This window comes from Paenarthrobacter sp. NPDC058040 (assembly GCF_042885775.1).
GTDB lineage: Bacteria > Actinomycetota > Actinomycetes > Actinomycetales > Micrococcaceae > Arthrobacter.
The window spans coordinates 47339-67362 of the sequence record NZ_JBHVRN010000022.1 but is presented as its reverse complement, the minus strand read 5'-3'; the positions used below and the strand labels follow the sequence as shown (position 1 = coordinate 67362).

The window sequence follows — 20024 nt, the reverse complement described above, 5'->3', positions numbered from 1 at the left end:
GCCGTCAACGAGCAATGGAACCACCACGACAGCCGGAGGTTTACCTATGAGGCAACGACTCAAAGTTCCCGGAGGTATTGACATGAGGCAACAGGCCCTTGTTTCTGCCATCGCGTCCGCAGATCGTTGACCACGTGAAGGGCCGGTGCTACAACGATTGTCACGGTCCGTCCGGGCTCCCAGGCCCCGGCCGCCAACAGCACGGGGTGCATGGCAATGACTGACTTCTTCAGGCGGCACATCTTCGACATCATCGCAGCGGTGTTCCTGGCTTTGTTCGTCCTGGTCTGGGCCACCGTGCTCCTCCGGGTTGGAACCTGGGTGCCGACCGGCGCGGCCGAGGCACCTGAGTTGAACGGCGCCCTGGTCACGGCCGCTGGGGTCCTCGCGACGTCCCTGAGTTCACTCACTGCTTCCGCCCTGGGCTTCACCATCTCCGAAGTCAAAAGGGACAACGCCACAGCCGGAGACTCCGGTCCGCTCATCAACCCCGTCCAGGTGGCCACCCGCCTCTCGGGCCGGGTCATCTTCGCCATCATGGTCTACATGACCATGGGCATGCTGGTCCTGGTGCTCTGGTTGTTCAAAGGCCAGGCGTCCACCGACCTCATCGGGGCATTCGCGCTCTCTTTGCTGGGCTGGCTGGTGGGAGCGGCGGGGGTGGTGTTCCAAACGGAGAAGACCGACGCCTAGCCCATTCGGTGGTTAGTCGAACCAGGGATCCAGGCCGTAGAGCGGGAAGATCTCCTTGCGGGTGGCAATAACCGTCCTGTCCACCTGGTCCGCGGGGTCGTACCCCACCTCCCAGGAACGCCACCAGATGTCCACGTCATCGCCCATGGTTTCGGGCGCCCACACCCCGTACTTTTCCTTGACGTAGGTGCGCCATTCTTCGGGGACGGGCGTTGCAAGCGGCACCGCGCGCTGCGTCACCATGCCGATCAGGTGGCTCCACGCACGAGGCACAACCCCCGTGACGTCATAGCCGCCGCCACCGGTGGCAATCCATCGGTTGTCACAGTACCTCGCGGCGAGGCTGCCGACGGCGCTGGCCGCCTCGCGCTGGGCGTCGACGCTGAGGTTGAGGTGCGTGAGGGGATCCAGGCGGTGCGAGTCGCAGCCGTGCTGGCTCACGATCACCTCCGGGTGGAAAGCCCCTACGAGCTGCGGGACCACCGCGTGGAAGGCCCGTAACCATGCGGCGTCACCCGTGAAGGCAGGCAACGCCACGTTGACGGCCGTGCCGGGAGCATCGGGGCCGCCCGTTTCATTGGCGAAGCCGGTCCCGGGGAACAACGTCAGGCCGGATTCGTGCAAGGAAATGGTCATGACCCGGGGATCGTTCCAGAAAATGCCCTGCGTCCCGTCGCCGTGGTGCGCATCGACGTCGATGCAAACGATCCGCCGCACGCCGCCGTCGAGCAGCCGCTGGATGGCCATGGCGACGTCGTTGTAAACACAAAATCCGCTTGCCCGCTCGCGCGAGGCGTGGTGCATGCCGCCGCTGAAGTTGACCGCACGGATGGCCGAGCCATCCAGGATGGAATCTGCAGCGAGCAACGAACCGCCGGCCAGCCGGGCACTTGCCTCGTGCATGCCCGCAAACGCGGGATCGTCCTCGGTGCCCAGGCCGCGTTCCTCGTCAGGCCAGTACGGGTCCGCGCTGACCCGGCGGACGGCCGCCACATAGTCGGGACTGTGGACCGAGCAAAGTTCGACGTCGGTAGCCACCGCAGGTGCCTCGACGGCCACATGGCTGTGGTTGAACAGGCCCAGGGATTCCGCCAGTCTTGCTGTCAGTTCCAGCCGCTGGGGCGCCATGGGATGTCCGGGCCCGAAGTTATACGCGGTCATGGCAGGGTCCCACACCACCGTCGTTGGCAGTGCGGAACGGGTGATGCCTGAAGCAGCTGTTCCAAGCGTGGAGTTCATCCAGAACAGGCTACCTGAGGCGGCAGTGCCTTCCTGCCCGGTTACGGCAGCCGAATAGTGGTTTACTACTCAGGAAAGTATGTTCACTTGAGGAAGAGCGCCATGTCTCAAAGCCAGTCGCGGTCCACCGCCCCGGCCAACTGGCAACCAGGCCAGCCGGAACGTGAAGGCTTGTGGATCTTCACCCGCGCACGCGACTTCATCGACAACATAGCCAACACCTCGCCGGCGCGACTGGCCCTGGTGGCGTTCGCAGTAGTTATCCTCCTCTTCACGGGCCTCCTGGCCCTCCCGGTCTCTTCAGCGTCCGGCGAATCGACGCCCCTGCACCAAGCGATGTTCACGGCTGTTTCCAGTGTTTGCGTCACCGGCCTGACGGTCGTCTCAACGGCAACGCACTGGTCCTTCTTCGGGCAACTCGTGATTCTTATAGGCATCTTCGTGGGTGGTTTGGGCACCCTGACCCTCGCTTCCTTGTTGGCCCTCATGGTCAGCAAGCGGCTGGGGGTCCGTGGAAAGCTGATCGCCCAGGAAGCCATGAACAACGCGGGACGCCTCGGCGAAGTGGGCACCCTGCTTCGGATCGTCATTGTGACGTCCGTAGTCATTGAAGCGGCTTTGGCGCTGGCACTGATCCCTCGGTTCATGCTCCTCGGCGAACCTTTCTGGCAATCCGTCTGGCACGGGGTCTTTTATTCGATTTCTTCGTTCAACAACGCCGGCTTCACACCTCACTCGGACGGCATCGTCCCCTATGAGACCGACCTCTGGATCCTCATCCCGCTCATGCTTGGCGTGTTCCTGGGCAGCCTCGGCTTTCCCGTGGTGATGGTGCTCCAGCAAAACGGCCTGAACTGGAAGAAGTGGAACCTCCACACCAAGCTGACCATCCAGGTGTCCTTCATCCTGCTGCTGGCGGGTACGGTCCTTTGGGCGCTGATGGAGTGGGACAACGTGCGGACCATCGCCCACATGGATTTGGGCGACAAGATCATCCATTCCCTCTTCGCTTCCGTGATGACACGGTCCGGTGGTTTCAACCTTGTGGACCAGAACCACATGGAATCCACCACCATGCTGCTGACGGACGCGCTCATGTTCGCCGGCGGCGGTTCCGCTTCCACGGCCGGTGGCATCAAGGTGACCACCATTGCCGTCATGTTCCTCGCCATTGTGGCCGAGGCCCGCGGCGACGCCGACGTCAAGGTCTATGGCCGCACCATCCCCCAGGGCACCATGCGGGTGGCCATCTCGGTGATCGTAGCCGGCGCCACCCTGGTCTCCGTCGCAGCCTTCCTGCTGCTGTCCATCAGCGGCGCTTCACTGGACCGGGTGCTCTTTGAAACCATTTCCGCCTTTGCCACCGTGGGACTGAGCACCAACCTCAGTGCCGAGCTGCCGCCGTCGGGCGTTTATGTCCTCACAGCCCTCATGTTTGCCGGCCGCGTCGGCACCGTAACCCTTGCTGCGGGCTTGGCCCTGCGCCAGCGCAGCCAGCTGTTCCACTACCCGGAAGAGAGGCCAATCATTGGCTAGCACCCAGGGGGCGGCCAACCGCCCCGCCCACAACGCGCCGGTCCTGGTGATCGGCCTCGGCCGTTTCGGATCGGCAACGGCCGAACAGTTGGTCAAGCAAGGCCGTGAGGTCCTGGCGATTGAACGCGACCGCAGCCTGGTCCAGAAATGGGCCCCGGTGCTCACCCACGTGGTTGAGGCGGACGCCACCAACATCGATGCCCTGCGCCAGCTAGGTGCCCAGGAATTCAGCTCGGCAGTGGTGGGCGTGGGTACGTCGATCGAGTCCTCGGTACTGATCACCGTGAACCTCGTGGACCTGGGCATCCAGCACCTCTGGGTCAAGGCCATTACACCCTCGCACGGCAAGATCCTCAGCCGGATCGGCGCCAACCACGTCATCTACCCCGAGGCCGACGCCGGTGTCCGCGCGGCCCACCTCGTCTCCGGGCGCATGCTGGACTTCATCGAGTTCGACGACGACTACGCAATCGTCAAGATGTACCCGCCCAAGGAAACCGTGGGCTTCACGCTGGAGGAATCCAAGGTCCGCTCAAAGTACGGCGTGACCATAGTGGGCGTGAAGACCCCCGGTGAGGACTTCACGTATGCACGTCCGGAAACCAAAGTGTCCGGACACGACATGTTGATCGTGTCCGGACACGTGGACCTGTTGGAGCGTTTCGCGGCGCGGCCGTAGCGGCTGCTGTGGGCTGGGTCAGCCGAGTTGCTTGGTGATCTCCGCTGCCCTGGCAGCGGCCGCGCGGGCGCCATCGGCGATGATCTTGGGGATCCCGCCGTCGTCGAACGCCGCGATGGCACGCTCGGTGGTGCCGTTGGGGCTGGTCACCGCAACCCGCAAGGCGGTGGGGTCCGCGCCGGGCTCGGCAAGCATGAAGCCCGCGCCGGCAACCGTTTCACGGGCCAGCATGACTGAAAGCTCCTGGTCGAGGCCAAGCTCGACGCCGGCTGCCGCCATGGCTTCAGCGAGGTAGAAGGCGTAGGCCGGACCGGAGCCGCTGATCGCGGACAAGGCGTCCACCTGTTCCTCGGGCACCTCCACCACGGTGCCCGCGCCCGCCAGTGCCTTCTTGGTCTGTTCCAGCTGTTCCGGGGTGCAGTGCGTTCCAGCGGACACGGAAACGACGCCGCGTCCCAGCCTGGCTGGCGTGTTCGGCATGGTGCGGACCACCGGCTGGCCCTCGGGGAGCGCGGCCTCGATCTGGGCAATGGAGACCGCTGCGGCAACGCTGACGACGACGGTGTCTTTGCCCAGGGCCGGGCTGATTTCCCGGGTGAGGCCCGTAATGCCAACGGGTTTGACGCCCAGAATCACCATATCGGCGCCCTTCGTGGCCAGCTTGTTGTTGTCCGGATCCTCTTCGCCGGCGATCGCCATGACCCCGTGCCGCTGCGCGAGCTCCTCGGCCCGCTCGGCGCGACGAACCGTGGCGACGATATTGGACGGATCGGCACCGGCGGCAAGAAGGCCTGCCAGAATTGCCTCGTTCATGGATCCACAGCCAAGGAATGCGATTCGGTTGCTCATGGCTCCATCATGGCAGTTGGTGCTTGGGCGGGTCGAACGCCGCCTGCGATTGCACGGGCTGAAGTCCAGGATTCACAGCTTGTTCCCAAGATTATTGCAGGCAGCGCCCAATCTTGGTCCGTAACTTAGTAGTTACCTCATTGAGGGTGCGAGTGATGAGGCGGGCATGGGGATGTCCGCCAGCAGCACCGGTGGCCGGGGCGGGTTTTCCCCCATTTCCCGATTCGGCCGCCGGTGCTTTCGCTTTTAAGGACCCTGCCAGCCTGCGGTTTCCGTACCCGCGACTTTTGGCCTAGCTGTCGAGGCTCCGGACCAGCGGAACACTCAGGTGCTGCCGGGCGAAGCGCAACGTCTCAGCCAGCATTTCCTCGCGTTCCCCGGCGACTTTCGCTTTGCGCGTGGAGATCTCAGCCACTACAACGCCATCGAAGCCGTTGGACGCCAGGTGCTGGAGGACGTCGGCGCACTGCTGCGTGCCGGTTCCGGGCACCAGGTGCTCGTCTTTGCCCGAGCCCGAACCGTCGGTCAAGTGCACGTGCCGAAGCTTGCTGCCCAAGGCCTGAACCGCTTCCAGGCTGTTGGCCCCCGCAGTTGCGGCGTGCGAGAAATCCCACGTGACGTCGTCGTAATCCTGCCCCAGCGGGTCCCAATGCGGCAGGTACGCCACAGCCTCACGGCCGCGGACCCGCCACGGGTACATGTTCTCCACGGCAATGTGCACCTGGTACATTGCCGCGATTTCGCGGACGCCCTCGGCGAAGTTCTCTGCGTAATTCGACTGCCAGCGGAACGGCGGATGGACCACCACAGTGTCGCAACCAACTTCCTTGGCCATCTGGCAGGACCGCTCAATCTTGTTCCAGGCGGATCCCCACACCTGCTGCGTCAGGAGCAGGGTTGGCGCATGGATCGAAACGATCGACTGCTTGTAACGGTGGCTCAACTGGATGAGGGCATCCGGGTTCTGGCTGACTGCGTTGTTGGTGACCATGACTTCGACGCCGTCGTATCCCAGGTCCTGTGCGACGGCGAAGGCGTCATGGACGCTCAGCGGATAGACCGACGCGCTGGACAGCGCCACCGGTATCTGGTGGTTGTTGGCAACAGGTTCGACGTCGGTACTCATCTCAGGAGGCCAGCCCGCCTGCTGCGGGGGCTGGGATGGGTGCTGGCGCGGGATCGTTCACAGGGACCGGGAATTCCTTGATGGGGTGGTCTTCCTGGTCCTTCCCGTCTTCCTTGGCCTTTTTCTTGGACTTGTCTTTCTTCCGCTTGCCCACATGCGGGGCCGGGTCCAGGGCTTCCTCGAAAACCAATTGGTCGAGGCGGCGCAGGATCAGGCCTTCGCGGAGGGCCCAGGGGCAGATCTCCATTTTGGGGAACTCGAACAGCTCCAGGGCGGCCTCGGCCACCAACGCTCCGGCCAAGAGTTGGCGTGCCCTGGCGTCCGAGACACCTGGGAGGTAAAGCCTGTCGGCAACGGTCATCGCGGAGATCCGCTGGGCCCACAGGCCCAGGTCGGCGGCGTGGAGTTCACGCTTCACGTACGGCCCGGCAGCGCTGGGGGCTGCGCCGGCAATGCGGGCCAGGGACCTGAAGGTCTTGGACGTTCCGGCCACCAGGTTGGCCCGGCCCAGTTGATGGAATTCGCGGACAACGGGTTTGAGCGTGGAACGGATGTAGCGGCGCAGTTCCTTGACGCTCTTGGCCGTTGGTGGATCTTCGTGGAGCCAGTCCCTGGTCAGGCGGCTTGCACCGAGGGGAACCGACGTGGCGAACTCCGGCAGTTCATCCGTTCCGTACGCCATTTCGAAGGAGCCACCGCCGATGTCCAGGTCCAGGATGGGACCTGCGCCCCAGCCATACCAACGGCGGACTGCGAAGAAGGTCATGGACGCTTCCTCGCTGCCGGTCAGTTCCTGCAGGGTCACGGTGGTTTCGTGCTTTACCCTGGCCAGCACCTCGGCGCCGTTGGTGGCTTCACGAATGGCCGATGTACAGAACGCCAGCAGGTCTTCCGCTTTGTGGCGGGCGGCGAATTCCCATGCCTCAAGGACGAACTCGATCAGTTCATGCTGGCCGGCATCGTTGATGTTGCCGTCCTCATCGAGGTACTGGACCAGGCTCAGCGGGCGCTTGTGGGACGCAAAAGCCACAGGACGCGCGCCAGGGTGGGCATCCACGAGCAGCAGGTGGACGGTGTTGGAACCGATGTCGAGAACGCCAAGACGCATTCTGCCATTATTCACCGATTCGAAGCCCGTGAAGCAACTTGGCGGCGACGTTTCGCTGACGCGCGGGTGTCCTATTGTTCCGTTGCCTGCTGATCGGCGGAGCCTTCGACTTCGTCGGCACGCTTGAAGTCCCTGCGGATATTCGCGATTCCTTCGGGGTCGATTTCGAAGCCGTGCTCGCTTCCCGGGTTGATGACCAAGCCGAGTTCGTCGCCAATGTTGCCAAGGATGGCCGAACCCAAAGTGCCCAGGACATGCGGTGCCGCTTCCAGGAATCGTTCGTCGACGCGGCTGGGGTGGCTGAAGACGGCCAGGACAGGCTGTCCGTCCGCGTTGGAGAGCACCAACGGCTCCACGGAAGAGTCAGGACCGTCCACTGATTCCGAGCTGACCAGGTAGACCTCGTTGTTGAGGAACGCGAGAATGACATCCACCGGGTTCGCGTCCGGCTGTTCGGCCAAGGCGAGCTTGGCTTCCAAGTCGTTCAAGGGGGCGTTGTCTGGTGAAACTGTCTGTTCAGTCATGGTTCTACTCGACCATGATGCCGGCCGGGACGCAATTCATGGTGCGTCCCGGCCAGGTTGCCTACTTCTTTGCCGCCGCCTTGCGGGCAGGCGCCTTGCGGGTGGTGGTCCGCTTGACCGGACCCTTGGCACGCTTTTCAGCCAGGAGTTCGATGGCACGCTCCCTGGTGAGCTCCTCAAGGGAGGTAGACCGGGGCACCGTAATGTTGGTGACACCATCGGTGATGTACGGGCCGAAGCGGCCCTCCTTCACCACGATGTTCTTCTCCGAGACCGGGTCCGGACCGAACTCGGCCAGTGGCGGCACAGCGGCACGCGTACCACGCTGCTTAGGCTGGGAGTAGATCTCCAAGGCCTGCTCCAGCGTGATGGTGAAGATTTCCTCTTCGGACCCAATGGAACGCGAATCCGTGCCCTTCTTCAGGTACGGACCAAAGCGGCCGTTCTGGACCGTGATGGGGTTGCCTTCGGAGTCCTCCCCCAACACCCGGGGAAGGCTCATGAGTTGCAAGGCCTCTTCAAGGGTGATGGTGTCCACGGTCATGGACTTGAAAAGCGAACCCGTGCGCGGCTTCGCCTTCACCGGCTTCTTCGGAGGCTTGGGCTTGCCGTTCTTGTAATACTCCACCGGCAGGTTGGCCAACTGTTCCTCGGTCATCTCAGGGATGACTTCGGTAACGTAGGCCCCGTAGCGGCCGTTCTTGGCCACAACGGTGTGGCCCGTGTGCGGATCGGCACCCAGGACACGTTCCTCAGGTGCCGCCGTCTCCATGAGTTCGATGGCCTTGGCAGCCGTCAGCTCATCCGGTGCCAGTTCCTCGGGGACATTGGCGCGCGCGGACTCCACAACCTCGCCGGTCTTCTGGTCAACCGTGGGGATGGTGCTCTCCAGGTACGGGCCGAACTTGCCCACCCGCAGGGTGATGCCGTCCGCGATCGGCACGGAATTGATCTCGCGGGCGTCGATCTCGCCCAGGTTGTTGACGATGCTCAACAGGCCAGGATCGGCGTCTTCCCCGTAGTAGAAATGCTTGAGCCAGGCAGCACCAATGGCCTGGCCGTTGGCGATCTTGTCCAGGTCGCCTTCCATGTCAGCCGTGAACTCGTAATCGACGTAGTCCGTGAAGTGCTGCTCCAGCAGGCGGATCACGGAGAAAGCGATCCAGCTTGGGACCAGGGCGGAGCCCTGCTTCCGGACATAGCCACGATCCTGGATGGTGGAAATCGTGGACGCGTACGTGGACGGGCGGCCGATGCCCTTCTTTTCCAGTTCAGCCGTGAGCGAGGCTTCGGTGTAGCGGGGCGGTGGCGAGGTTTCGTGGCCAACCGCAACGATGTCCGAAGCCGTCAAGGAGTCGTCCTTGGCAACGTTGGGGAGGCGACGGGCCTCGTCGGAATCGTCGTCTTCGCGGCTCGCGTCCTTGCCTTCCTCATACGCAGCGAGGAAGCCCGGGAACGTGATGACGGTACCGGAGGCCGAGAATTCGGCATCCCGGCCATCTGCTGCCACCGCACCCAAACGGATGGTTGCGGTGGAACCCTTGGCGTCGGCCATCTGCGACGCCACAGTGCGCTTCCAGATGAGCTCATAAAGGCGGAACTCGTCGCCGCTGAGTTGCTTTGCCACCTGTGCCGGAGTGCGGAAGGAGTCACCGGCGGGGCGGATGGCCTCGTGGGCTTCCTGGGCGTTGGCAGCTTTGTTGGCGTAGACGCGCGGACCCTGCGGGACGTATTCGGGGCCGTAAAGCTCGGAAGCTTGGCGGCGGGCCGCCGTGACGGCCTCGTCGCTCAACGCGGACGAGTCGGTACGCATATAAGTGATGTAGCCGTTTTCATACAGGCGCTGGGCCACCTGCATGGTGCTCTTTGAGGAGAAACGGAGTTTGCGGCCGGCTTCCTGCTGCAGCGTGGACGTGGTGAACGGCGCGGCCGGACGGCGGGTGTACGGCTTGGTGTCTACCGAACGGACGCGGAAATCGGCGTTCTCCAGCCCGGCGGCCAAGGACATGGCCAGTTCCTCGTTGAGGTGAACCACGTTGGAGGAGGTGAGTTGGCCGTCGTCGTTGAAGTCACGGCCGGTGGCCACCTTGGAACCGTTCACGGCGGCGAGCTTTGCCTTGAATGAGCCCGAATCCGCGCCAAACTGGCCCGTCAGATCCCAATAGGAGGCCGCACGGAAAGCCATGCGTTCCCGCTCACGGTCAACCACCATGCGGGTGACAACGGACTGCACGCGGCCTGCCGAGAGGCCCCGGGCCACCTTCCGCCAGAGGACGGGCGAAATCTCGTAGCCGTAGAGGCGGTCCAGGATACGGCGCGTTTCCTGGGCATCCACCAAGGCGGTGTCGACGTCTCGGAGGTTATCCATGGCCCGGTGGATCGCTTCTTTGGTGATTTCACCAAAGGTCATGCGGTACACGGGGACCTTGGGCTTCAACACCTCGAGGAGGTGCCACGCGATGGCTTCGCCTTCGCGGTCCCCATCGGTTGCGAGGTAGAGGGCGTCAGCGTCTTTCAGCTGGGCCTTGAGTTCGGCAACCTTTTTCTTCTTGTCCGGCGAGACAACGTAGTACGGCTTGAAGTCGTTTTCGACGTCGACCGCGAACTTGCCGAGGGACGTCTTCTTCAGTTCTGCAGGGAGGTCGGACGGCTGCGGGAGGTCGCGGATGTGGCCGATCGATGCCTCGACGATGAAGCCCTCGCCAAGATATTTGGCGATGGTCTTACTCTTGGCCGGAGACTCCACGATCACGAGTTTCTTGCCGGTTTTTGCCTTGCTGGGCACGATGCTCCTACAGAAAAAATGTGTACTTGGGCTGGTGCCCATATTGGCCTAGTTCACCATAATTTGCAGAATTCTGCGTTTTGGCCGGAAATCCGGGCCGGCTTGGGAGGGTTACTGGCCGGGGGCTTGGCGGTCATCCGGGATCATCGACCACAGGGTGGCCACACGTTCCGAACCCTCCGGAATCCGCGTGGGATCCTCCAGCTCGTACTCCCGGATGACTTCACGGATCCTATCGGAAAGCTCTCTGCGCTGCGGGTTGGTCAGATACAGCAGGTTGCTGGACAGGACCACCGCTGCCGGTTCCTCCGCGGTGTCTCCCCGCTGCTTGCGCTCACCCCTCGCCTTGGCGAACGCGGAAGCCCTGCGCCTGAAGGCATCCAGCTCCAGGTCCACCACGGCGATCTCCGGGCTGGCTACGCTGCCACCCGAGATGGTGAAGTCGGTGCCGGCAGCTTTCCAACGACGCTCCCTGGCATCGCCGGCGTTTTCCGCCGGAGCCACGATTCCCCACTTTTGCAGAGCACGGAGGTGGTAGCTCATGGCGCTGGGCGTGAGGCCCGTCCTGGCCGCGAGTTCCGTGGCAGTGTGGCTCACCTGCGTAGCGTAGAGCTCCGAGATGACTTCCAACCGGGCCGCGTGGGCCAGGGCGCGGATGGCCTTGGGATCGGTGATCTCAACCGTCTTTTCGGCCCTTTTACGGCGCGGAGCTCCGCCTGCTGCCTCGGATGCCTCGTTGTTCACACTCACTTCATCAGTGTAATCAGGGTCACTTGCCGGAGGGCTGGTGCTGATGGTGCGCGGCGTGTGAGCTGCCGTCACGCGGCACCCTCCGGGTTGGCTTGGTTGGCGTCAGGGAGCAGGAACCCGTCGCGGACCAGGTTCCGGACATCGCTGAAAAGCCCGTCACGGAAGGCCTCCGCATCAAAGTCTTCTCCCCCGCCCAGGAGCACCTCGAGGGCCGTGACGATCTGGCCTACGGACAATTCGCCGTCACACGTGGAGACGAAGCCGGCCAGCTCCGTGCTGAGCAAGTTTGTCCGTCGCAGCCCTGCGCCCTGCCTGAGGAGGATCACGCCTGGGTGCGGAGCCCCGGGGCGCTGGTGCCGTTCCTCGGTAACATCGTCGGCTACAACCAGATGGGCTTCGGCGATGTTGTTGGCGGCAACCCAGTCGGCGCGGTCCACGGCGGCTCCGAGATGGGGACCGATCGGTTGTTCGATGGGGTAAGTGATTTCCTCGAACCAGTTGAGCACGTCCGCCTCCGCTGACGGGCGGCGCAGCCAGATCATGCCGAAACCGATGCCCTCGACCTTCCGCGCTGCAAAGTCGGCCAGGTAGGCGGCATACGCCTCCTGGTAGTGGACACGGTCCCTTGTTTCGGAGGCGTCCTGGAGCCACGTCTCGGCGTATTGTTCCGGACCGACTTGTTCGCGCTGGATGAACCAGACGTCCATGCCGGCGCCGTCCAGCCAGGATGCCGGACGGTCCCGCCACCCAGCGCCGGAGGTGATCTCCCAGTTGCCCAGCATCTGCGCCGTTCCACCGGGCTCCAAGACCATGCCGAGGGACTTGACCAGCGAGGACACAATATCGTCTCCCGGCAGTCCGCCGTCGCGGTACGTGAACTGATCGGCGGTGGTTTCACTGCTGGTTCTTGGAGTGATCACGAAAGGTGGGTTGGACACGACGAGGCCGAACTTCTCCCCCGCAACCGGCTCCAGCAACGAGCCGAGCCTGAGGCTCACCCGTGCTTCCAGGTCCTCCGGGTCCAGCCCAAGTTGGGAGGCATTCAGCAAAAGGTTGAACCGCGTGAAGGCCAGGGCCCGTTCGGAAATGTCCGTGGCGGTGACGTGCTCGCAATGGTGCAACAAATGGAAGGTCTGGATTCCGCACCCGGTGCCGAGGTCCAAAGCACGTTGGGTGTGCTTCCTGATGGTCGTTTGGACAAGAGTGGTGGATGCTTGTCCGATCCCCAGCACGTGATCGTGCCTCAGGACACCCGCTTGTTGGTGGGCCGCGAGGTCGCTGGCCACCCAGAGCTCCGCTCCACCGGTGCCATCGGCGTTGGCGTCCCACCCGTAGGGACGGAGGTCCACCTTCGCCGTTACGGCGTGGTCGGCTACGTTGACCAATCCAAGTTCCGCCAATCCGGCAGAGCCCACGCCCGGCACTGCGGCGTCTACATCGCTGGCCGTTTGCGGAACAGCCAGGAGCCAAAGCCGAACGATGACCGACAACGCCCGCAACCCCGGGTCGTCCGTCCGTGCCAACCTGTCGGTGACAAGAAGCGCCGGAATCAGCTGGTCCCTGCTGAGTGCCGCGTACGCGGACTCACCGAGGAAGTCTGCGACGCCGTCGACCGTGTAATTGATGGCGCGCAGACCGGCGGCGAGCGCCGCCAGAAGTGCCGGGCTATCGCTGCGGGGGGCGTCGGCGGTGACACCGGAAGTAAAGGCTGTTGGGGTTTGGTTCACGCTGCAAGTCTATTGGCGCTCTTCCCAATGCATCTCCGGCTCGTTGGGCTATGTGGAAAAGCCGGCCTTCCGAAACCCGGTAGCGTTGAATCATGCTCATCTTCTCCTCCACAAGGCTCCGTACCGGTCTCGGCGCCATCGCCGCAGCAACGCTGCTGGCTGTCACTGCCTGCCAGCAGCCGGTGGACATCGCCCACGCCGACGTGCCCGCCTGGAAGGAAAAAGCGCTGCCAGCCGCTACCGGCGTTGTCTTGGAGGACTCAGGGAAGATCCTGAACCGGGACCCGATCGTCAAGGACACAACCAGCGTGCCCGCCGGAACCTACACCCTCACCATGGCGTGCGATGGAGGTGGCAAGGCATTCTTCGCCGTCAGCACCGGTGGAAAGCAGATTGCAGATGCAGGCGCCGCGTGCAACGGCAGCCGCGAAGCGGCCAAGATCAAGGTTCCCGCCTCAGGGTCCCTCAGCATTTCCACAAGCAGCGTCGACGCACCATTGATCTTCGCCTACCAGGTGGTTCCGGCAGCGGGCTGACTCCGGCGCCCTCCCTATATGGCCGCCGGGCGCGCAAGCGTAAAGTCAGAACATGGGCGGCGCGTTGGCTGGCTCGGTGACGTCGCGACGACTGGCCAGTGCCGCCGTCGTACTTTTGCTCGGCTTGGGCGGCAGCCTGGCGGGCTGCGAATACACCTACGACGACCGTGGGACGCCGCAGGACAGTGCCACGGCGCCGGCGGGCAGCAATGTGGTGCTCCCTCCCGATCCTTCCCTGCAGCAGACCGTTACGGGGGACGCCCTGGAGGAATGGGCCAAGTCGGCGCTGCCGGAATCGCAGGGACGATCGTTCTACTCAAGCAGCGGCTACCTCAGTCCGGGCGAATCAAGGACCGAACAGACCGTCCAGTTGCCCGGCGGCACCTACGCCGTCACGCTGGCGTGCCGAGGGACCAGGCGGGTCACCTTCACCGTCCGGATGGGCGAATCCGACCTTGTGGACCTCACGCTGGGGTGCACCAACGCCCGAGTGAGCGTTGTGCAGTTGGATCAAGACGCCATCCTGAACATCACGGTCGGAGCCAGGTCCGACGCCAACTTCGCCTACCGCGTCAGCCGTCTTTGACTTCGGCGATCAGGCCGCCTCGCAGCCTCCGGGGCACCGCAGCGTCGCAGGGTCCGAGGCGCACCCGGCACAGTAAAGCGTCAGCGTCCGGCAGCTTGGGTTGGAGCAGTTCTCGAACTTATTGGTTGGGGCGGAGCATCGGACGCACTCGCCGATGGTCTTGGCGTCGTCGCTGAATTCCACATGCATGCGCTTGTCAAAGACATACAGGGAACCCTCCCAGAGGCCCTGGTCCTTGAAAGTCTCGCCGTAGCGGACGATCCCGCCATCCAACTGGTAGACCTCTTTGAAGCCCCTGTTGACCATGAGGCTGGAGAGCACTTCACAGCGGATGCCACCCGTGCAGTATGTGACAACCGGCTTGTCCTTGAGGGCGTCGTACTTGCCTGAGTCCAACTCTTTGATGAAATCGTGCGTGGTGGCGACATCCGGGACGATCGCGTCCTTGAACTTGCCGATCTGCGCCTCGAAAGCGTTGCGCCCATCAAAGAAGACGACGTCCTCGCCACCAGCCTTCTTGGCGTCCAGCAAGGTGTGCAGTTCTTCGGGCTGCAGGTGCTTGCCGCCGCCCACCACGCCGTTGTTGTCCACCCGCAGTTCACCCGGGGCGCCAAAGGAAACAATTTCATCGCGGACCTTGACGCTGAGGCGCGGGAAGTCGTCCGCGCCGCCCTCCGACCACTTGAAGTCGATGCCGTGGAAGCCCTTGTACTCCCTGGTGGTCTTGACGTACTGCTTCATGTTGTTCAGCTCGCCGCCCACCGTCGCGTTGATCCCGTCCTTCGAGATGAGGATCCTGCCGGTGAGCCCCAGTTTCTCGCAAAGGGCACGCTGCCATAGACGCACGGCGTCAGGGTCGGCGATCGGAGTAAAGCCGTAGAAAAGCACAATTCGGTTCAAAGCCACCGTTAAAGGGTACTTGGTGCACTACAATCGCGCGGCGACGTCACAATTTCATAAGCAGGAAATGCCGTGGCCTGCGTGCTCTGTTGCTTACAGGAGCGCTGGCATAGTCTCTCTACATGAGTCCAGACGCCTTGGTTGAAGACATCGCGCACCTCTTGGAAGTCTGGGTGGCCGGCTGGTCCGGTTGCCGGGGCTATGAATCGCGTCAAGAGGGACGTTTCCCTGCCGCACTCCGCGCCGACAAGACCGGCGACTGGGAGTATTTCGCCCACGATCCTTCCGACGAAGAATTCGCAACGTTGGCCGCCAAGACGGCCGAGGCCGAGACCCGGATCCTGACGGTCCTCACCAACGATGTCCAGCGGTACAAGTACCTGGCAGAACAGCACGGCCTCACCGTCAATTCGGCATCCCAGACCATGATGATCGTGGACATGGAAACGCAGGACGCCGAGGATCCCTGGCTGCCTGACGACGATCTGGAGCTGGCAACGTCCGAGTCCAACGGCGTGCACTACGCCGTGGTCCATTCAGGAGAACAGGTTGCCGCAAGTGGCCGGGTTTTCGTGGTCAACGGCACCGCGGTTTTCGACAAGATCGTCACCGAACCAGCCTTCCAGCGCCGCGGCCTTGGAAGTTTCATCATGAAAGCCCTGGCCGCGCAGGCTTTCGCCCACGACGTACAAAACGGGCTTCTCCTGGCCTCGTTGGACGGCCAGAAGCTGTACTCCCATCTGGGTTGGGACGTTGTGTGCCACGTCTTAATGATGTCCGTCAGCACCACCGGCGGTTCGGATCTTTCCGCGGCCTGAACCCGGCTGCCCGGTTTTGTCCGACGGCGCCCCTCGTCCGGGTGCCGCCGCCGGTTTGCGCGGGAGTGACAGAATGATTTGGTGGCTGCACCAACTTCCTTGATTTCCCTGCTGGGCCGAACTCCCGACCCTGAGCAGCTGCGCCACGTCCACACCATTCCGGCACGCAAGGCCGTCAACGAGCCATGGCCCGAATGGGTGCATCCTGACATCGTGGCGGCGTACCAGGGCCTGGGAATACACGAACCGTACCGCCATCAAGTCCAGGCGGCGGGGCTCGCCCACGACGGCCAACACGTGGTGATCGCCACGGGAACGGCCTCCGGCAAGTCCCTTGCCTACCAGTTGCCCGCCCTCGATGCCATCCATCGCTCCGGACTTCGTGTCCTGTCCGAACCTGGAAAGATCCACGACGACGGCGCTGTGACGCTGTACCTCTCCCCCACCAAAGCCTTGGCCGCGGACCAACTCGCCGCCATCCGCTCGCTGAACCTGTCCACGGTCAGGGCGGAAACGTACGACGGCGACACAGACATGGCGGCCCGGCGCTGGATCCGTGACCATGCCAACTTCATTCTGGCCAACCCGGACATGCTGCACTTCGGCATCCTGCCCAATCACGCATGGTGGGCCAAGTTCTTCCGCAGGCTCCGCTACGTGATTGTTGATGAGGCCCACAGCTACCGTGGAGTGTTCGGCTCCCATGTGGCCAACCTGATGCGGAGGCTTCGCCGGATCTGCGCCTATTACGGTGCCGGCACGTCCTTTCCGGAACCTGTCTTCATCGCTGCGTCCGCCACGGCTTCCGATCCTGGAGTGTCCTTCGGGCGGCTCATCGGTGCTCCTGCCAGGGAAATCTCCGAAGATTGCTCGCCACATGGGTCGACGACCGTGGCGTTCTGGGAGCCTGCACTCACCGACCTCAAAGGCGAAAACGGCGCCAAGCAACGCAGGACGGCAGTGGCCGAAACCGCCGACATCCTGGCCAACCTGGTGTCTTCCCGGGTCCGGACCATCGCCTTCATCAAGTCGCGGCGCGGTGCCGAGTCCATAGCCTCCATCACGAAACGGCTGCTGGACGAGGTTGATCCCAGCCTGCCCGGCCGGGTTGCTGCCTACCGCTCGGGGTATTTGCCGGAGGAACGGCGGGCCCTTGAACAGGCTTTGAGATCCGGACAATTGTTGGGGGTTTCGAGCACCTCTGCCCTGGAGCTTGGCATCGACATCTCCGGGCTGGATGCCGTCCTGGTGGCCGGCTGGCCCGGAACCCGCGCATCGCTCTTCCAGCAGATCGGCCGGGCTGGGCGTGCAGGGCAGGATGCGGTCGCTGCCTTCGTAGCCAGCGACGACCCCCTGGACACCTATCTGGTGAACCACCCACAAGCGATTTTCGACGTTTCGGTTGAAGCCACGGTCTTCGACCCCGGGAATCCCTACGTCCTCGGCCCGCATTTGTGCGCGGCAGCTGCCGAGTTGCCCATCGGCCCCGCCGAACTTGAGCTTTTTGGGAGCACCGCTGAGGGCCTCCTCGACCGGCTGGTGGCGCAGGGATACCTCCGCAAACGTCCGGCCGGCTGGTTCTGGACCCATTCGGAAAGTGCCGCAGGCATGGTGAACCTCCGCGCCGACGGCGGTGGACCCGTCAGCATTGTGGACGCCGAAACGGGATCCCTCCTTGGCACCATGGATTCCCCGCAAACGCACTACCAGGCGCATACCGGCGCGATATACGTGCATCAGGGGGAGAGTTACCTCGTGGAGGAACTCAATGAACGCGACCACTGCGTCATGGTCCGGCGCGTCAACCCGGACTTCTATACGACGGCGAGGGACGTCACCCAGATCGAAGTGCTGGAGACATCGCGCTCGGTCCAATGGGGTGACATCACAGTGCACTTTGGCGACGTCAAAGTGACTACCCAAGTGGTCTCCTTCCAGCGAAAGGCTCTGATTTCGAATGAGATCCTCGGCGAAGAACCCTTGGACCTTGGGGCCAGGGATCTCTTCACCAAGGCCGTGTGGTTTGTGGTGGACAACCGTTCGCTGCACGGTGCGGGCCTGGTTGAAGCCCAGTTTCCGGGCGCTTTGCATGCCGCCGAGCACGCAGCAATCGGGCTCCTCCCATTGGTGGCATCCAGCGACCGCTGGGACATCGGCGGCGTGTCCACGGCACTCCACGCGGACACGGGAGTTCCAACGATCTTCGTCTACGACGGGCACCCGGGTGGCGCAGGGTTCGCAGAACGTGGATTCGAAAAAGCCAAGGTGTGGCTCACCGCAACCCGCCAAGCCATTGATGCTTGCGAGTGCGATGCCGGCTGCCCGTCCTGTGTCCAGTCCCCCAAATGCGGGAACAAGAACAACCCCCTGGACAAGGCAGCCGCCATCACGCTCCTCGATGTCCTGCTGAAAGACGCCGTCTGACGCGGGCTTTAGGGTGGTGGGCCGGCTCTGGCCCGGCCCACGGCAACCCCAAAGGAAAAGGGTTGGGAGAGCTCGGTGGCCACCTCAACCACATCGCCGCTGAGCACCTTGCACGACGTAACCCGGGCATTGTTCCGGGCAGCCACGCCCTCTGCGGCGCCACACGGCTCGCCCGGCGCCAGACCCCGGGCTGCATCTGCTGCTGCGAGCGCGGCCAGATCCGCCGCCGTTGCTGCCTTCGATGCCATGACCGCAGCCTGGGTCAGGAGCAACAACCCAGCGAACAGTGCCATCGCCACAGCCACCAATCCCAGGGCCAGGACGGTCCCGGAACCCTTTTCGCGGTCGGGTGCCCGCCCTGCTTTGCTGTGCGTGGTGGATTCAGCCATCCTCGGGTCCCCCGGCTTCCGAGGATTCCTGCGGGACATCTGCGTCGGCGCTCAAGGTCCAAGGGATCAGGACTCCCAAGCCTCCGCCTGTCCGTGCCGAGGTTTTGACCCTTACCCAGCCATCATCACTGGCAATGTTGGCCGCGGCATCTTCCCCGGCAATACGCTGCACGATGCCCTCCACGGCCTCTCCCGACTCACCTCGTGCGTAGGCACGGGCTCCCGCCCGGGCTGCTTCCTCCAACCGCAACTGGGTCAGGCCTGCAGCCCCGCCCGCGAGCAGGAACGCCAGAAGCAGGACCACGGCAGGGAGGGCCACGGCGAACTCGGCTGTGATGGCCCCAGCCTGCCCCGCCCCCGGCTTCCTGCTCATGGCAGGGACAGCGCGGTCCGGATCAGGTTGAGGAGGAACCCTCGGACCTCGTCGCTGCGCAGGAGGACAACCAGGAGGCCAGCCAGTCCCACGGCGGCAAGGGTGGCGATGGCGTATTCCGCGGTGGCCATGCCTGCTTCGCCCTCGACCAGTCGGTTCCGCAGGCGCAGCTTGTCTTTGCGGTCCTGTTCGTTGCGGTCCGGCTTTGTGCCGGGCGCAGTGAGCCCATGCGAATCAGCCTGCTGGGCGTGGCGTCCGGTGAGTGTGCTGGTTGGTGAGTTCACGGTAATTCCTTTCACGTAATCCGGAGGATTCTCCGGTTCCCTCGACTCTTCCGCATCCGCCGCCCTCCTTGAACGCTTCGCTCCCCGCAAGTGGATAACCCGTGACCGGCGCACGCTGTGGAGGACAACAGGATGGAACTCAGGCTCCCGGGAGCATGGCGATGAGGACCGGAACAATTCCCAGGCAAATGAAGGCCGGAAGCGAGCACAGGCCCAAGGGGACAACCAGCTTCACCCCCAAAGCGGCTGCACGCTTCTCCGCGGCACGGAATTGCTCCCGCCTTTCCCTGGCTGCCTGCGCGTAAAGAATTGACGCGGACGGAGCCCCGGTCAGCGCGGCGAACGCCAGCGCATCACGAAGCCGCAGCACTTCCGGGGCGGGGTGAAGCGGCAATTGCCACGCTGTGTCCCAGTCCGCACCTATGGACAAGGCTGCCACCACCGGCTTCAACGAGGCACCTACCGTCGGCACGGAACTGCGCGCGATGAGTTCCAGGGCCCGCCCAATACCTGCGCCCGCGTCCAGCATGGAAGCCACCAACTCCAGCATCATGGCAACGTCGTTGAGTCCTTCTCCCTTGTTCCCTGGAGCGCTGGACCACCCATCCCCCGGGTGCATGGACCCGTCGGCATCGCCGGGAGGCATAAGCCGGGAGGCATAAGCCGGGAGGACAGCTCAGCCCGACTCCGGCGCCGAC

General features: G+C 63.7%; 20 protein-coding genes. 7 read left to right on the top strand and 13 right to left on the bottom strand.

The window, feature by feature from the left end; translation table 11 throughout:
* Nucleotides 1-216: 216 nt before the first annotated feature.
* A complete protein-coding gene (locus ACFVSJ_RS23105) occupies nucleotides 217-693 on the top strand; it encodes a hypothetical protein (RefSeq protein WP_387439449.1) in 477 nt (158 codons plus the stop codon).
* A 12-nt stretch (nucleotides 694-705) separates the two neighbouring features.
* Here ACFVSJ_RS23105 and ACFVSJ_RS23100 read toward each other — a convergent pair whose 3' ends face one another.
* The gene (locus tag ACFVSJ_RS23100; RefSeq protein WP_387439448.1) at nucleotides 706-1932 is read right to left on the bottom strand and encodes an acetoin utilization protein AcuC; all 1227 of its coding nucleotides are present in this window, start codon (nucleotides 1930-1932) and stop codon (nucleotides 706-708) included.
* A 102-nt stretch (nucleotides 1933-2034) separates the two neighbouring features.
* On the opposite strand from ACFVSJ_RS23100, the gene ACFVSJ_RS23095 reads away from it, so the two are divergent.
* Together ACFVSJ_RS23095 and ACFVSJ_RS23090 are read left to right on the top strand one after the other, a co-directional pair.
* Nucleotides 2035-3468 (top strand): TrkH family potassium uptake protein, encoded by a 1434-nt coding sequence (locus ACFVSJ_RS23095; RefSeq protein ID WP_387439447.1) that lies wholly within the window; start codon nucleotides 2035-2037, stop codon nucleotides 3466-3468.
* Nucleotides 3461-4147, top strand: coding sequence for a potassium channel family protein (locus ACFVSJ_RS23090; protein WP_387439446.1), 687 nt, complete (start codon nucleotides 3461-3463; stop codon nucleotides 4145-4147). The genes ACFVSJ_RS23095 and ACFVSJ_RS23090 overlap by 8 nt, the downstream gene beginning before the upstream one ends.
* 18 nt (nucleotides 4148-4165) lie before the next feature.
* Here the strand turns inward: ACFVSJ_RS23090 and proC are convergent, their stop codons facing one another.
* The 7 genes from proC to ACFVSJ_RS23055 all read right to left on the bottom strand — a co-directional run bounded on the left by proC (nucleotide 4166) and on the right by ACFVSJ_RS23055 (nucleotide 13016).
* Nucleotides 4166-4996, bottom strand: coding sequence for a pyrroline-5-carboxylate reductase (gene proC / locus ACFVSJ_RS23085; RefSeq protein WP_387439445.1), 831 nt, complete (start codon nucleotides 4994-4996; stop codon nucleotides 4166-4168).
* A gap of 292 nt (nucleotides 4997-5288) precedes the next feature.
* On the bottom strand, nucleotides 5289-6122 hold the full coding sequence (locus tag ACFVSJ_RS23080) for a sugar phosphate isomerase/epimerase family protein (RefSeq protein ID WP_387439444.1): 834 nt from the start codon (nucleotides 6120-6122) through the stop codon (nucleotides 5289-5291).
* Nucleotide 6123: 1 nt separating this feature from the next.
* On the bottom strand, nucleotides 6124-7230 hold the full coding sequence (locus tag ACFVSJ_RS23075) for a Ppx/GppA phosphatase family protein (protein ID WP_387439443.1): 1107 nt from the start codon (nucleotides 7228-7230) through the stop codon (nucleotides 6124-6126).
* A gap of 71 nt (nucleotides 7231-7301) precedes the next feature.
* Complete coding sequence (locus ACFVSJ_RS23070; protein ID WP_387439442.1) at nucleotides 7302-7754, bottom strand: SseB family protein; 453 nt, start codon at nucleotides 7752-7754, stop codon at nucleotides 7302-7304.
* A 61-nt stretch (nucleotides 7755-7815) separates the two neighbouring features.
* The gene (gene topA, locus ACFVSJ_RS23065; protein WP_387439441.1) at nucleotides 7816-10539 is read right to left on the bottom strand and encodes a type I DNA topoisomerase; all 2724 of its coding nucleotides are present in this window, start codon (nucleotides 10537-10539) and stop codon (nucleotides 7816-7818) included.
* Between the two features lie 111 nt (nucleotides 10540-10650).
* The gene (locus tag ACFVSJ_RS23060; RefSeq protein WP_387439454.1) at nucleotides 10651-11283 is read right to left on the bottom strand and encodes an ArsR/SmtB family transcription factor; all 633 of its coding nucleotides are present in this window, start codon (nucleotides 11281-11283) and stop codon (nucleotides 10651-10653) included.
* A 74-nt stretch (nucleotides 11284-11357) separates the two neighbouring features.
* Entirely contained in the window at nucleotides 11358-13016 is a 1659-nt protein-coding gene (locus tag ACFVSJ_RS23055) for a methyltransferase (RefSeq protein ID WP_387439440.1), read from the bottom strand.
* A 92-nt stretch (nucleotides 13017-13108) separates the two neighbouring features.
* Here ACFVSJ_RS23055 and ACFVSJ_RS23050 point away from each other — a divergent pair, with 92 nt between their 5' ends.
* Nucleotides 13109-13552, top strand: coding sequence for a DUF6023 family protein (locus ACFVSJ_RS23050; protein ID WP_387439439.1), 444 nt, complete (start codon nucleotides 13109-13111; stop codon nucleotides 13550-13552).
* Between the two features lie 52 nt (nucleotides 13553-13604).
* Nucleotides 13605-14138, top strand: coding sequence for a hypothetical protein (locus ACFVSJ_RS23045; RefSeq protein ID WP_387439438.1), 534 nt, complete (start codon nucleotides 13605-13607; stop codon nucleotides 14136-14138).
* 9 nt (nucleotides 14139-14147) lie between these two features.
* On the opposite strand, the gene ACFVSJ_RS23040 is transcribed toward ACFVSJ_RS23045, so the two are convergent.
* Nucleotides 14148-15044: a rhodanese-related sulfurtransferase gene (locus ACFVSJ_RS23040; RefSeq protein WP_387439437.1), complete on the bottom strand. Its 897-nt coding sequence runs from the start codon at nucleotides 15042-15044 to the stop codon at nucleotides 14148-14150.
* Between the two features lie 116 nt (nucleotides 15045-15160).
* On the opposite strand from ACFVSJ_RS23040, the gene ACFVSJ_RS23035 reads away from it, so the two are divergent.
* Nucleotides 15161-15856 carry a GNAT family N-acetyltransferase gene (locus ACFVSJ_RS23035; protein WP_387439436.1) on the top strand — a complete coding sequence of 232 codons (696 nt, stop codon included), beginning with the start codon at nucleotides 15161-15163 and terminating at the stop codon, nucleotides 15854-15856.
* A gap of 81 nt (nucleotides 15857-15937) precedes the next feature.
* Nucleotides 15938-18280 carry a DEAD/DEAH box helicase gene (locus ACFVSJ_RS23030; protein ID WP_387439435.1) on the top strand — a complete coding sequence of 781 codons (2343 nt, stop codon included), beginning with the start codon at nucleotides 15938-15940 and terminating at the stop codon, nucleotides 18278-18280.
* Between the two features lie 8 nt (nucleotides 18281-18288).
* On the opposite strand, the gene ACFVSJ_RS23025 is transcribed toward ACFVSJ_RS23030, so the two are convergent.
* From ACFVSJ_RS23025 to ACFVSJ_RS23010, 4 genes are read right to left on the bottom strand one after another with little or no spacing between them, the layout of a single operon-like run.
* Nucleotides 18289-18669 carry an Rv3654c family TadE-like protein gene (locus tag ACFVSJ_RS23025; RefSeq protein WP_387439434.1) on the bottom strand — a complete coding sequence of 127 codons (381 nt, stop codon included), beginning with the start codon at nucleotides 18667-18669 and terminating at the stop codon, nucleotides 18289-18291.
* Entirely contained in the window at nucleotides 18662-19042 is a 381-nt protein-coding gene (locus tag ACFVSJ_RS23020; RefSeq protein WP_387439433.1) for a TadE family type IV pilus minor pilin, read from the bottom strand. Before ACFVSJ_RS23020 ends, ACFVSJ_RS23025 begins: the two co-directional genes overlap by 8 nt.
* The gene (locus tag ACFVSJ_RS23015) at nucleotides 19039-19440 is read right to left on the bottom strand and encodes a DUF4244 domain-containing protein (protein ID WP_387439432.1); all 402 of its coding nucleotides are present in this window, start codon (nucleotides 19438-19440) and stop codon (nucleotides 19039-19041) included. The genes ACFVSJ_RS23020 and ACFVSJ_RS23015 overlap by 4 nt, the downstream gene beginning before the upstream one ends.
* Before the next feature lie 25 nt (nucleotides 19441-19465).
* Complete coding sequence (locus ACFVSJ_RS23010) at nucleotides 19466-19945, bottom strand: type II secretion system F family protein (RefSeq protein ID WP_387439453.1); 480 nt, start codon at nucleotides 19943-19945, stop codon at nucleotides 19466-19468.
* Between the last annotated feature and the right edge of the window lie 79 nt (nucleotides 19946-20024).

What these genes read in the sequence shown, in the direction of transcription:
- ACFVSJ_RS23105 (WP_387439449.1), top strand. Translation starts at nt 217, where the DNA reads ATGACTGACTTCTTCAGGCGGCACATCTTCGACATCATCGCAGCGGTG.
- ACFVSJ_RS23100 (WP_387439448.1), bottom strand. Translation starts at nt 1,932, where the DNA reads ATGAACTCCACGCTTGGAACAGCTGCTTCAGGCATCACCCGTTCCGCA.
- ACFVSJ_RS23095 (WP_387439447.1), top strand. Translation starts at nt 2,035, where the DNA reads ATGTCTCAAAGCCAGTCGCGGTCCACCGCCCCGGCCAACTGGCAACCA.
- proC (WP_387439445.1), bottom strand. Translation starts at nt 4,996, where the DNA reads ATGAGCAACCGAATCGCATTCCTTGGCTGTGGATCCATGAACGAGGCA.
- ACFVSJ_RS23080 (WP_387439444.1), bottom strand. Translation starts at nt 6,122, where the DNA reads ATGAGTACCGACGTCGAACCTGTTGCCAACAACCACCAGATACCGGTG.
- ACFVSJ_RS23075 (WP_387439443.1), bottom strand. Translation starts at nt 7,230, where the DNA reads ATGCGTCTTGGCGTTCTCGACATCGGTTCCAACACCGTCCACCTGCTG.
- ACFVSJ_RS23070 (WP_387439442.1), bottom strand. Translation starts at nt 7,754, where the DNA reads ATGACTGAACAGACAGTTTCACCAGACAACGCCCCCTTGAACGACTTG.
- ACFVSJ_RS23050 (WP_387439439.1), top strand. Translation starts at nt 13,109, where the DNA reads ATGCTCATCTTCTCCTCCACAAGGCTCCGTACCGGTCTCGGCGCCATC.
- ACFVSJ_RS23045 (WP_387439438.1), top strand. Translation starts at nt 13,605, where the DNA reads ATGGGCGGCGCGTTGGCTGGCTCGGTGACGTCGCGACGACTGGCCAGT.
- ACFVSJ_RS23035 (WP_387439436.1), top strand. Translation starts at nt 15,161, where the DNA reads ATGAGTCCAGACGCCTTGGTTGAAGACATCGCGCACCTCTTGGAAGTC.
- ACFVSJ_RS23025 (WP_387439434.1), bottom strand. Translation starts at nt 18,669, where the DNA reads ATGGCTGAATCCACCACGCACAGCAAAGCAGGGCGGGCACCCGACCGC.
- ACFVSJ_RS23020 (WP_387439433.1), bottom strand. Translation starts at nt 19,042, where the DNA reads ATGAGCAGGAAGCCGGGGGCGGGGCAGGCTGGGGCCATCACAGCCGAG.
- ACFVSJ_RS23010 (WP_387439453.1), bottom strand. Translation starts at nt 19,945, where the DNA reads ATGCACCCGGGGGATGGGTGGTCCAGCGCTCCAGGGAACAAGGGAGAA.